General features: G+C 61.5%; 9 protein-coding genes. 2 read left to right on the top strand and 7 right to left on the bottom strand.

The genetic code is table 11. The annotated features are described in order from the left end of the window. Positions 1-269: 269 nt before the first annotated feature. The 6 genes from BLS13_RS11715 to BLS13_RS11740 form a co-directional block, all read right to left on the bottom strand. Positions 270-983, bottom strand: coding sequence for a dienelactone hydrolase family protein (locus BLS13_RS11715; RefSeq protein WP_218123276.1), 714 nt, complete (start codon positions 981-983; stop codon positions 270-272). A gap of 130 nt (positions 984-1,113) precedes the next feature. Further along, on the bottom strand, positions 1,114-3,822 hold the full coding sequence (locus tag BLS13_RS11720; protein ID WP_176943556.1) for a TonB-dependent receptor: 2,709 nt from the start codon (positions 3,820-3,822) through the stop codon (positions 1,114-1,116). 274 nt (positions 3,823-4,096) lie between these two features. Then, positions 4,097-4,837: an SDR family NAD(P)-dependent oxidoreductase gene (locus BLS13_RS11725; RefSeq protein WP_093452326.1), complete on the bottom strand. Its 741-nt coding sequence runs from the start codon at positions 4,835-4,837 to the stop codon at positions 4,097-4,099. 45 nt (positions 4,838-4,882) lie between these two features. Further along, positions 4,883-5,671, bottom strand: a complete 789-nt coding sequence (locus BLS13_RS11730; RefSeq protein WP_093452328.1) for a phytanoyl-CoA dioxygenase family protein — start codon at positions 5,669-5,671, stop codon at positions 4,883-4,885. 60 nt (positions 5,672-5,731) lie between these two features. After that, positions 5,732-6,943 (bottom strand): cytochrome P450, encoded by a 1,212-nt coding sequence (locus BLS13_RS11735; RefSeq protein WP_093452330.1) that lies wholly within the window; start codon positions 6,941-6,943, stop codon positions 5,732-5,734. Positions 6,944-7,025: 82 nt separating this feature from the next. Next, a complete protein-coding gene (locus BLS13_RS11740; protein WP_093452332.1) occupies positions 7,026-7,826 on the bottom strand; it encodes an FCD domain-containing protein in 801 nt (266 codons plus the stop codon). Between the two features lie 423 nt (positions 7,827-8,249). Here BLS13_RS11740 and BLS13_RS11745 point away from each other — a divergent pair, with 423 nt between their 5' ends. Continuing rightward, positions 8,250-9,572 (top strand): MFS transporter, encoded by a 1,323-nt coding sequence (locus tag BLS13_RS11745; RefSeq protein WP_176943557.1) that lies wholly within the window; start codon positions 8,250-8,252, stop codon positions 9,570-9,572. Between the two features lie 131 nt (positions 9,573-9,703). Continuing rightward, positions 9,704-11,224 carry an acyl-CoA dehydrogenase family protein gene (locus tag BLS13_RS11750; protein ID WP_093452336.1) on the top strand — a complete coding sequence of 507 codons (1,521 nt, stop codon included), beginning with the start codon at positions 9,704-9,706 and terminating at the stop codon, positions 11,222-11,224. Between the two features lie 166 nt (positions 11,225-11,390). Here BLS13_RS11750 and BLS13_RS11755 read toward each other — a convergent pair whose 3' ends face one another. Next, positions 11,391-12,218 carry a FadR/GntR family transcriptional regulator gene (locus tag BLS13_RS11755; RefSeq protein ID WP_093452338.1) on the bottom strand — a complete coding sequence of 276 codons (828 nt, stop codon included), beginning with the start codon at positions 12,216-12,218 and terminating at the stop codon, positions 11,391-11,393. Positions 12,219-12,293 lie beyond the last annotated feature (75 nt).

Genomic DNA, 12,293 nt, shown 5'->3' on the forward strand with positions numbered 1-12,293 from the left:
CCGGTGAGATCGCATATCCTGATATGCGACAAGGCTGTCGACTTCGGCGCAAAGCCGTGAGCGCTCGTTGTCATGTTCGATCTCCAGTCAAAAATGCCCCGGTCCGTTGAGCCCGCCCGGCAGCTTCCATCCGAACCTCAGGCATGTCGATGGCGCCCGTGGCGGCGCAGCGATCGACGGACCGGTTCACGGCATGGCCTCATGCTTCCGTTCCTGCCGATGAGGGCGCCCTCCCGTCCGAAGGAAAGCGCCCTCAGTACGAACGATGATCAGCCAGCCTGAACATGGCTGTTGATGAACTGCACCGTCTTCTTCCACGCTTCCCTGGAGGAGGCTTCATGGAAGGAACTGCGATCGTTGCAGTGGAAGCCATGATCGGCCTCGGGGTAACGATCGACCTCGGTGGCGACGCCCGCCTTGGCGGCGGCTTCGCGCAGCGCATCCACTTCCGCAACCGGGATGCTCTGGTCGCGGTCGCCGAAATTGCCCAGCCAGGGCGTCTTCAGCGAAGGCGCCAGTTCGAGCATGGCCGGCAGGCCGAAGCGGCCTTGCGCGATACCGCCTCCGTAGAAGGTGACCGCAGCGCCCAGCGCCCACTCGGTTCCGGCAAAGAAGGAAATCGTGCCGCCCATGCAGAAGCCGACGATCGCGACCTGACGCCCCGAGAAACCTGCGGCGGCAAGGAAGTCGAGCGTCGCCTTGAGGTCGGCCTCGAGATCTTCGCGATTGAGCTTCATGATATGCGGGACGACATCCTGCATCTTGTCATAGCCGATGAGCGGATCGCCGGTGCGGTGAAACATATGCGGCGCAACTGCGACATAGCCTTCCGCCGCGAAGCGCTGGCACACATCCATGATGTGATCGGTGATCCCGAAAGCTTCCTGAATCACGATTACAGCGCCTTTCGCCGTGCCCTCAGGTCCGACTTCGTATATTTTCATCTGACTGCCGCCGCTATCAACCGTATTCGTCTTCGCCATTTCAGGAATTCCCTATCTACTTAGTTCGTCAACAATAAAGCTTATCAATTTACACGTATCGGTACCTTACCATCCCGTCGAATGGCGCCGGCCATGCTGCCGCCGGCACCATTCCTATTTGCACCAACTCCTATCGGCCGAACGAGTATTTCACACGCACGCCATACATCCGCGGGTCGCCGAAATATTTCGACACAAAGCCGCCGCTGGTACTGAGATCATTGACCGCGGTATAGTATTTTTTGCCGGTCAGGTTCGTACCGAACAGGCTGATATCGATTGGCTTCCCATACACCATATTCCAGTTCAGGTTTGCGCTGAGCAGACCAACGCCGTCGATGATACCAAACTGTCCGGTCGTGTACATTATATTTGTTACACGAGAAAATGTCGTCGACACAGAAACGCGGCCGATGCTTTGCGGAACCGGGAGCTGGTAGGTGCCCGTCAGATTCCATTTCCACTTGGGAACGAGCGGGAGGCGGCTGCCGACCGTGGCGGTGGGCCGGACCACATCATAGATTCCACTGGGGACATTCTGGACGTCGAGCGATTTGACCTTGGTGTGCAGATATTCAAGGTTACCGTCCAGCGTAAAGCCAGCGAACGGCCGGATCGATCCTTCCACCTCGACACCGGAAATTTCGGACTTGCCCGCATTGAGGTTCGTGGTCGTCGGCGTTGTCGCATTGGTCGAGCTCGAAAGCCCCACGCTCAACTGCTGGTTGCGAAGATTGTTGTAGAAGGCGGCGACATTGAACGTACCGGGGACAGCGCCGGAGAAACTCGTCTTCGCGCCGACCTCGTAGGAATCGACATGCTCGGGGCCAACGCTTTGATACGGCGGCGGCGCGGTGGTGTTGATCGAACCCTGGCGATAGCCGCGCGTATATTTCCCGTAGAGCAAGACATTCCGGGCCGGATTGTAATCGACTCCCAGCAGCCAGGTCGGGGCTTTGGACCGCTGCGTCGTATCGGTCTGGCAATTAACGTCGGCGGTGGAAAGCGTGCACGCCACGGTCGGGATTGCCAACGGCGCGCCCGTCGGCGATGAGACGCGGTAGGAGCGTATCTCGGCCTTGCCGCGGGTCTTGTCCCAGGTGTAGCGGAAGCCACCGGTCAGCTTGACATTCTCGAGCACGGCATAGGTCGCCTGGGCATAAAGAGCGCGGTTGAGGAAGTAGGACTCTCCCACCCGATAGTTGATGAATCCCGCCGAGCGCCGGATGAACGGACCGATCAGGTCGGTGCACTGGAAAGTATCGGAATCGGTGCAGGCCAGGACGTTCGGCGCCTGTGTTCCGGAAGGTTTACGCGGCGTGCTATGCTCGTAATAGAGGCCGGCCTGCCAGTTGAGGCGGGCATCCGCGCTTTTGCCCTGCAACCGAACTTCCTCGACGACATTCTGTTGGTCGGAATTGTTGCGGCCGACACCCCGCGTCGACTGCGCAAAGCTGAAATTGCGACCCGCTGCGGATCCGGTATTGGCGATCGGGCCAAATGATCCCGAGGGGATGACGAAGTTGGCGCCCAGGACGTCAACGATGAAGTTGGTGCGAACCTGCGAGTAGCTGAAGATGTTCTTGACCGTGATATTGTCACCGGCGGTCCATGTCGTGGTGTTGATCATCTGCCACTGGATAGCCCGGCTGTGCGGGTTGGGCAGCGCGCCTTCAGCGGTGTAGAATCCCTGGCCGGCGCCGCGGGCGAGCTGCTGGCACGAGAGCAGTCCGAACGGGAAGGCATTGGTACAGTTGGTGAGCTTGGGCATCGGACCATTGTCCTCCCCATAGCTGTACGTGCCGACGGTATAATTCTCCAGGTCGGGCGTCACGTCCACGAGCAGGCTGGCGCGCGCGGCGATATACGACTGATCGCCATATCGGCTCGGCCCGATACCCGAGAGATTCCGGATGAATCCGTCCCGATCGAGATAATCATATCCGGCGCGAAAGCGGACCGTGTTACTGATCGGAATATTGATCACGCCCTGCAGCTGCTTGTTGTTGTAATTGCCGTAGGTGGCCTGGCCATAGCCTTCAAATCTGTCGGTCGGGCGCTTGGGAACGATGATCACCGCGCCACCCGTGGTGTTGCGGCCGAACAATGTCCCTTGCGGGCCGTTCAGCACCTGCACATTCTCAAGGTCGAAGAACGAGCCCGGCCCGGCGCCGTCGCCGGCCGGAGTTCCGCCATCGCCGCCACGGGGCGCTACGACATCGGCGAAATAGACCCCCACTGAAGCCGCCGTGCGCGAAGCCTGCGAAAAGCCACGCAAGGCAAACGACGCACCCTTCGTGCCGAAGCGGGTATTCACCGACAATGAGGGCGCGAAGGTTGCGAGATCGAGCACCGATCGCACATTCCTGTCGTCCAGCCGCTGCTGGTTGAGAACGACGATCGACGCGGGCACGTCCTGAAGTCGCTCGTCGATGCGGCGGGCGGTCACGATGATGTCAGCGCTCGGGTTTACCGTCGCGGCGCTCCCGACGTTGCCTTCCCCCGCCTCGGATGTCCTTTGGATCAGATAGGCGCCCTGCGGCGTCCGGCGCACGCTCAGGGGCGTGCCCTGAAGGGCAAACTGAAGGGCGTCCGCTGGTGTAAAGCTCCCATGGATAGCCGGCGCCTGTCGCCCCCGCACGTCCACCGACGTGAAAATGATTTCTGAACCGGTTTGCCGGCCGATCTGGTTCAAAGTGACCGACAGCGGCTGCGCCGGCACATTGACCTGGTTTGCGCTAACGGGCTGTGCATAAACCGCTTCGCCGGCCAGCAGCGAAAGCGCCGCCACACCCACCCGCAGCCCCCTGCGCGCCGCCAACATCGTGATACCTGTCATTGCCATCCCCTCCCCTGCTCGCTTGCGCCGGAATTCTCCGGTCGTCAGGTTCTGAAACGCAGGCGAGCGCAAAACCCACATCAGACGGAGCCGAAATTATTTCCGGTCCCGCGACAAGACCCTTCACTCGCGGTCGGCTTGCGCAGCTCATAAGGCTTCGTGGCTGCTCGGCTTCAGTTCGCTGAGTTTCGACCGGCAGGGCAACGCCCTTGGGATTCGTTCGCCCCTGCCGGCCGCAAACAGTCGTTTTCAGAATGCTCCCGCGCCACGCGCCTCAGGCCATCGTGCAGCTCCATCCGCCATCCAGCGGGATGATGACGCCGTTAAGATAGGTTGCCTTGTCCGACGCCAGAAACGCGGCGAGCTCGCCCGCGTCCTCGGCTTTGCCGGCCCGACCGAGCGGATTGCGCGTGGCCTTGCCCGGGGTCTTCGCCGCGGAGGCCGCGCCCATGCCTTCGGTGGTGATGACGCCGGGGCAAAGCGCGTTCGCGCGGATGTTCGACGGGCCATATTCGACCGCGACGGTCTTGGTAAGATGGATCACGCTCGCCTTCGACGCGCCGTAGCCGACGGTTCCAGCGGCGGGAACGAGCCCCGACAGCGACGACCAGTTCGTGATCGTGCCGCCGCCGGTGTCCTTCATCGCGCGGACCGCGTGCTTCGACCCGAAGAAGACCCCCTTGAAGTTGATGCTGAAAATGCGATCGAGTTCGGCTTCCTCGAACGACACGAGCATGCCGCCGACACCGATTCCGGCAACGTTCAGCATCGCGTCAAGGCGCCCGTAACGGGCGACAGCAGCGGCGATGAGCGCTTCGACCTGATCTTCTTTGGAAACGTCGCAGTGACGAACCACGATGTCACCGCCGATTTCGGCAGCCGTCTGCGCCTCTGCCCCGCTGACATCGGAAATGACGAGCCGGGCCCCCTCCTGCGCGAATATTTTGGCCGTTGCCTTGCCCATACCGGAACCCGCGCCGGTAATTACCGCGACTTTGCCATCCAGAATTCCCACGTCATTCCTCTCCTTCTTGTTCTGTAAAGTTGCGTGTTCGTTCGATCAGAAATTCAATCCGGAATATTTTGCTCCATTGACCCCGCCCAGCGTCTGCCACTCCTCGAAGCCGGTGAGCGCGGCAAGGCCGGGATATTTGTCGAGCATTTTCGGATCCATCGACCGGCACCAATTCTCCTGGCCGCGGATGAACGGCGCGATATAGGTTGCGATCACGCCCCGGCGCTGCTGATCGGGCGTGCGATTGAGGCCGGTCGCATGGTGGAGGCGGCCATCCCATATCACCACGCTCCCGGCGCGGCCGGTGGCGCAGGCGATCCTGGAGGGATCCGGCGGCGGGATGTCATGAGGCCACGCCAGCAGCTTGTGGGTTCCCGGAACGAATATGGTCGCTCCATTTTCTTCGGTGTAATCGTCGAGAAAGAACGCGGCGTTACAAGCGACCATGCAGGGCCAGGGGGTAGGCAGATATCCCTGATCGGTGTGCAGGCGGCCAATCCCGTGATCACCCCCAGGTCTCGTAATGTTGGCCGTAAGCGTGCTCAGCAGGATATCCTCGAAGCCGAGCAGCCGGCGAACGACGTTCAGCACCACCGGGTGCATCGCGAGGGGGACGAATTCCTCCGCGCGATTGAGCAGCGCCCAGACGCGTTGGTTGGTCAGGTTCGGACCATAACGCAAAGAGGTTCCCGCCGCTTCATCCTCGGCCAGGACGCGATCGAGCGCATGCCTGACGGCATCGAGCTGCCCGGCGGTCAGCACTTCGGGTATGACGCAGTAACCCACCTCGTCGAGCTGGCGGCCGACGGCTGCCATGTCGGGTGCTTCGGTCATCTGAAATCCATCCTCTTCCCGTATTCCCGCTTCCCGCAGCTTCTTATCGTTTGGTTTGCTCTATCGGCGATCGCAGGTGACGATGGCCCCGCGAAGCTCATAGCCCTGGCTCTGGACGCTCAGGATCAGATCCGGCTTCCTCGCCAGCCGAATGCCGGGAACGCGCAGCAACCTGTCGAGGAAAACGCGCGTTTCGTGGAGCGCGATCTGCGATCCGGGGCAGCGATGCGGACCATCCCCGAAGCTCATCCATGCTCCGGTATTCTTCATGCGCTGCGCGCGTTCCGGGTCGAGCTTGAACGGGTTTTCGCCAACGATGCTCGGGTCGGTGTTGACGTCACGGATATTGACCGCGAACTCCTCGCCCGGCTTCACCGGGCTCCCGCTGACCGATTCCGGAATGTCGATCGACGATTGTCGATAGACATAGTTGGCGACAGGATCGAGCCGCAGAATTTCGTCGATGATTGCGAACTGATCGCTTTCGTCGCCCTTGAGAAACCGTTCCATCACGTCCGGATGATCGAACAGCTGCCAGCAACACATGACGATGAACTCGCGCGTCGTGGATACGCCCGCCCCCGCATAAGTCATGCACTCGATGAACATCGCCTGCCGGGAGTAGTTCTCTTTGGCCATGTGCGAGACCACATCGTCTCGGGGCTCCTTCCGCCGGGCTTCCGCGGCCGGGAGGATATGCTCGAAATAAAGCTCGTCCATCAGCCTCTTGGTGCGGCGTTTATAGTACCAGCCCGCGAAGATACCGTGCAGAAACTGGTAGAGCCGCGGTTTGCCGAGCGCCGGATTCTTGTTCATCAGATCACGTAGCACTTGCGCCAGCCTGCGCCCGTCGCTGTTCGTCAGCCCGACCACTTCCGCCGTGATATTGGAGGCGAGCCGAAGGCTCATCTCGTCCAGAACGCCCGAACCCTTGGCCTGCAGCTCGGCGACGAGTTCGTCCATCGTCCGATCCATCAGCGGGCGGTAGCGTGTGAGCACCGCCTTCGGCGTGAAGTAGCTCGCGACCGAGGAGCGACGCTTGCGGTGCGGCTCCCCGTCCAGAAAGAAGAACGAGATATGATCAGGGTTGCCGAAGTCCTGACTGGCGACGCCGCGCCCCTGATTGACGCCGGGCGTCCGAAGAATTTCCCGGGCGAAGGCGAAATCATGGGCTACCCGCGATACCGGGAAGGGACTGAGATTTTCGGCGATGAACGCCGCGGTCTTACGGTCATCCCTAACCCCGCCCGATGAAGATGCTTGCGCGTTCATTATCGTCCACTCCTATTGTCATTCTGTGTCTGCCCGGACCAGCCTTGGCGCCTTCCGCGAGGCCGATTTCGCCCGCCGTGCGTCAGCTTGCGGCGCGAGCCCGCGCTCGGCGCTTCTGCGGGGCAATCAGGTCCCCACGCGAGAGCCGCCGCGTCGATGCTGCGAGCCGCTTCTCAGCATCGCGCAGCTCCCGCTGGGCCTGAATTGCGGTCGACATGTGCGCCGAGGCAGCGCTCTTCGCGGCATCGATGTCGCGCGCCATGATCGCTTCGTAGATCCGCCGGTGCTCGCCGAGCTGCGCCTCCCAGACTTCGCTGCGTTCATACAGGATGGTGCGGTTGAGATAGACATTCATCCGAAGGCTCGATTCCAGGCTTCGCATGAAGTGCAGCATCATCAGATTGTGGCTGGACTCGTAGATCGCGAAATGAAACTCGGCATCCGTCCGCGCGATGGTCTCGACATCCGCGCGCGCGTTCGCTTCCTCCATCGCTTCGAGCCGGCGTGTAAGCAGTTCACGGTCGAGATCCGAGGCGCGCAGCGCGGCATAGCCTGCGGCCGCCGCTTCGATCACCGCGCGCATCTCCATGCAATCGCGCTGCCCTTCCGGCGTTTCCAGGAGAAGGGCCAGCGGATCGCGCAAGCTCCTGCCTATGGACTTGCTGACATATGCCGTTCCCTGCGCGTCGGTCATCAACAGATTCGAGTCGACCAACTTGCTCAGCGCGTCGCGCAAGGATGGGCGCGAAACATTCAACTTCAGCGCAAGATCTCGCTCGGAAATCAGTCGATCGCCGGGCGCCAGTGCGCCTTCCCGGATCAGATCCTGAATATAGTCGGCGATCGTATCAGCGAGCTTTACGGACTTTATCGTGGATTGCATTTCGGGCCTGTCCTGGAGGCGAGAGGAAAATATCGCGACGGGGTCTGATGGGGAGGGATTTGCCCGCGCCCTTCAGGCAGTGGCCGCGAACCGCCTGGAGAGAACTCGCATACGAGCCGCAGCAGAACCACGCCGCTTCAGACGCTCTGACCATCAAACGATTTGATTTCAGTCCACCGCATCGGTCGCGGCGAATGTGGCTCCCAATCCTTACCGATCGCTATTTTGGTAAAAATATCTTATCAAATGCATCCATCAAATCAAGTCATTGGTCTATCGCCGAATTTCGGAGCCATGTTGCCAAGCGGTGCGAACCGCAAAGCGCCCCGGACAGCCCAACGGCTCGCCGCGTTCTTGAATCGAGGTTCCAATTTTTTCGCGACCTGTCATGATCGCTGCCAAGAACAACAATGGGAGGATGGTTTGGCGGTTCCGGGCTTCGCGATTGTGGCATGGCGGCAGGTACTCGCATCGGCGATGATGCTTGGCGTGATGGGCATTCTCGTCACGGGCTATGGCATCTTCGCCGTCCCGCTCGCTCACGAGTTCAAACCCAGCCGCATGTTGCTGATGCTGGCGATCACCGTGATGTCGATCGTCACTGCGATCATATCGCCCCTCCTCGGCAGCCTCATCGATCGCGTGCCGCTCAAACGGCTGATGTTTGTCGGCATGCTGTCGGCAATCGCCGCATTGATCATGCTGTCCTTCACGACCTCAATCTATCAGGTTCTGGCTGTCTATGGCCTGCTCGTGGCACCCGTGAATGTGCTGATGGGACCGATTGCCGTCACCGTGCTGCTTTCGCGGTGGTTTGTCGATCGCCGCGGGCGCGCGATCGGGATGGCGATGGCCGGCATGGGCGTCGTCAGCATCTGCCTGCCACCCCTGATCCAGTTACTGCTCGACAATTATCACTGGCGTGTCGCCATGCGGCTGCTCGCGGTCGCGCTCGGCCTGTTCAGTGCGCTCGCGGTGGCGATGGTGGTGGAGGACCCCTCCAGGCGCGGCCTACACCCCGATGGCGGCATCCACCCCAGCGAAAAGGCTCGCCTGGAGCGGAACGCGGTGCCGATCAGTGTCAAGGCGATCCTCACCGACCCTACCTTCTGGATGTTGGGCGCCATTTTCGGGCTGTGCGTTGCCGGCATGAAGGGACTGCTCACCAACCTCATGCCGCTGGCGATCGATATGGGTGTCAAACCCAGCTCTGCCGCGCTGCTGATGTCGATCTTTTCCGCCGCAGGCCTGGCTTCGAAGCTGATCTTCGCGACGATTGCCGATCGGGTGAGTCCGCGTCTGTTGCTCGCGGTCACGATAGCCGGCTTTGTGGCCGGTTTACTCTGCCTGACGCGGGCGGAATCGGGTTTCTGGGCGATCGCGGCGGGGGTCAGCCTGGTCGCAATATTCGCTGGCCTGTCATCACCGCTGCAGAGCATGCTGGTCCCGCGAATCTTCGGCCAACGGGTGATTGGCCGTGTGTCAGGCCTGCTGTCGCTCGTAATGCTGGCGCTCGCGCTCTACAGCCCGCCCGCATTCGGGCTGATCTACGACCGAACCGGCAGCTACGATATGATGTTCATCATTCTTGCGGCGATCGCGGGGGCGACGATCCTGTTCGTGCCCTACATCCGCATGCATCCCAAGGATGTCGAACCTCCCACCAAACCCGATGAAGCACAGCAGATCCCGGCGCATGATCGCCAGCGTCGGGCGGCGGGCGACGAACGTGATTGCCCGGCCTGATCGTCGTTGGCGAGACTGTTGAAGATATTCGATTGGGAGCGGTTGACGGGGCAGATATCTCCCGGCTTCGTGACCGTTAATTTTGCCCGACACCGTTGATCGGTTCGGCACGAGATAGGATATACCTGTACATGACTGTCGATCCCGAATTTGAAGAAGGCGCCGCCACGGTGCCTGCGATAAAGCGCGATATGGAGCAGTTGATCGCGTTCGCGCGGCAAGCCGATTATCATGCCGATATCTTGTGGAACGATCCTTCATTACGGGCGAAAACCGCGGCGCTGCAGGCCGAACTCGACGCGCTCGAGCATATGCTCGGCCGGGCGACACACGGCGGCGATCATGCGGGCGGCGACCTTGCCGTGCTCGTCCGAATATCCGGATTTGAGCTGCGGCGGAGGGTGAACGAGCTGATCGTCGAGGCGCTTGGCCCATTCGGCCTGGCGCAGGAGTCGACCTATCATGATGGCTCGGGAACGGATGCCCGGACGGCCGCGATCGAAGCGCCCGGTGCGGCCTCGATCCTGGCGGTTCGCAACACGGCGGCGACCGAAGCCGCCGGAGTCGATCCCCACCTTTCTGGAGCCAGGGAAGATTCTTCCGAAGACGATGCGCGGCTCCGCGCCAGCATCGACCTCTTTACAGCCGCCGAATATGACGCGCCAAAGCGGGCCGTGCTGCTGGCCGACAATCGCGACAACTGGAATCGCATCGCTGCACAGGGTTGGCTGGGCATCGGCATTCCCGCGGAAGCGGGTGGCCATGGCGGTTCGCTGGCCGCAATGATGGTCGTTGCCGAACGGCTGGGAAAGGGGCTGGCGGTCGAACCATTCACCGGCAGCATCGTTTATACCTCGCAGGTGCTTCAAGCCTTGCTCGACGCGCCCATCGCAGCGAAGCTGCTCGCGCCTGCGATCACCGGCGAGACCAGGCTCGCCATGGCCTGCCACGAAGCCCCCGCCCGAGGTGGCCTGCGTTGGACCAGCGCGCGTGCGACGCCGGACAAGGCAGGTCATATTCTCAGTGGAAGCAAGGTCGCGGTCGCAGGTGGCGGCGCAGCAACCCACTATCTGGTTTCTGCCCGCACCGCGGGCGAGGTCTATGATCCGTTCGGCCATTCGCTGTTCCTGGTGCCGCGCGACGCGACAGGCCTCAAGGTCAGCGCGTGGCGGATGATCGACGGCAGCGACATGGCAACCGTCGAGCTGGATGGCGTGCGTGTCGCGGACGAGGCGCTGTTGGGCAAGCCGGGAGCCGCGCTTGGTGCGCTGAGCGCGGGGATGGACGCCACGATCGTCGCCAGCGCGTTCGGCACCGTGGGAGCGATGGAGGCGGTGTTTATCGAGACCGCCGGGCAACTGCGCGAGCCGTTCGACAGCATGCTCGTGGAGCTGGCACGCTCGGCGGCCATGCTGGGGCTGGCCAGCCTGTTGCAACCCGATGCGCGTCGGCGCGCTTACGCGACCTCGGCGACCAAGGCGGTCGTCGCCCGGGCGAGCGGCGTGTTCTTCGGTCAGGTTCTCCGGTCGTGCGGGGACATAGGCGATATGGAAAGGGTGCGCCTCAGCCAGCTTTCCAGCTTCGCGGCCGCATCGAATGCACTGCGCGGCTCGCTCGATTTCCACTTGTCGCGAATGGCGATGTTCATGTGACCGGCGGGAAAGACCTTGCATGGTCCAGTTTCGGATCAAGCGTCGCGGAAAGACTCTACAGCATCGAACGTAAAATGTGCACTCAATGCCGTCATGCCGCGGCCAACGCAGGGATGACGAAAGTCCGTCAGATTTTACGCTCGATGCTCAAAACCATCCGCTCGGGTCAGCGCCAGGACACCGTTTGCTCGAGATAGGCCGGGTCGTTCACCAGTTCATACTGGATGAAATCCTGGATGTGCTCGTGCATAAGCTGCTCGGCCTGGGCAGCCCGCCCGTCGATGATCGCGCGTGCAATCATGTCATGGACATGCAGGAAATCATTTTCGAGATGTTTCGCATCACCAGCCATATGGTCGACTCGCAGGTCCTGTAAGGACCGCACAAGCAAGGTTATGACCGGATTTCCCGTCATGCTCATCAGCATCGCGTGAAATTCAAGCACCCGTTCCTGCGCTTCGGAGATCGCGAAGGCAGACGGTGGCAGCTTGCCCTCCATCGTCGTCTTCGAATGATCGAGATAATCCTTCAACGCCTGGATATGTTCAGGATCCTGCTGCTGGGCGATGAGCCGAGCCACAACCGGCTCCAGGATGAGGCGAGCCTCAAGCGTGTTCCGGTACGTCGCGCCCGATAGATGGAAATAGAGCGACGCCATGCGGCCGAAGTGCCAGCTGTCCGCCTCGGCAATCATCGGGCCACCGCCTGGACCGGGCCGGATAACCACGAGCCCCTGAACCTCGAGCATTCGCAGCGCTTCCCGCAAAGATGCGCGGCTAACGCGATATCGTTCGAGCAGTTTTGCCTCGGGCGGTAACATCGTTCCAGGCGGAAGACCCCGGCTATCCCGCACGATCTCCCTGGCAATCACCTCGGAGACCTTTTCCGTGCGGCGCATTTGCCCGGACGATCGCCGTCCGCTTTGGTCCTTGGCAGACGGCTTGCTCAATCCGGCGTCCCTCGACTTAGCAGTTGCTGAAGGGTCGTTCACCATCACTCCTGCTGTGGGTGCGTATCGCCCGCAGGGCGATCGGAAAGAGTGCCCGATATCGCCGACTTTTCATGGTGG

Origin of the sequence: Sphingomonas sp. YR710, from assembly GCF_900101455.1 — a bacterium.
Lineage (GTDB): Bacteria > Pseudomonadota > Alphaproteobacteria > Sphingomonadales > Sphingomonadaceae > Rhizorhabdus.

Bases quoted from the DNA above. Each gene is read 5' to 3' on its own strand.
- BLS13_RS11715 (WP_218123276.1), bottom strand. From the start codon at position 983: ATGGCGAAGACGAATACGGTTGATAGCGGCGGCAGTCAGATGAAAATA.
- BLS13_RS11720 (WP_176943556.1), bottom strand. From the start codon at position 3,822: ATGACAGGTATCACGATGTTGGCGGCGCGCAGGGGGCTGCGGGTGGGT.
- BLS13_RS11730 (WP_093452328.1), bottom strand. From the start codon at position 5,671: ATGACCGAAGCACCCGACATGGCAGCCGTCGGCCGCCAGCTCGACGAG.
- BLS13_RS11735 (WP_093452330.1), bottom strand. From the start codon at position 6,943: ATGAACGCGCAAGCATCTTCATCGGGCGGGGTTAGGGATGACCGTAAG.
- BLS13_RS11740 (WP_093452332.1), bottom strand. From the start codon at position 7,826: ATGCAATCCACGATAAAGTCCGTAAAGCTCGCTGATACGATCGCCGAC.
- BLS13_RS11750 (WP_093452336.1), top strand. From the start codon at position 9,704: ATGACTGTCGATCCCGAATTTGAAGAAGGCGCCGCCACGGTGCCTGCG.
- BLS13_RS11755 (WP_093452338.1), bottom strand. From the start codon at position 12,218: ATGGTGAACGACCCTTCAGCAACTGCTAAGTCGAGGGACGCCGGATTG.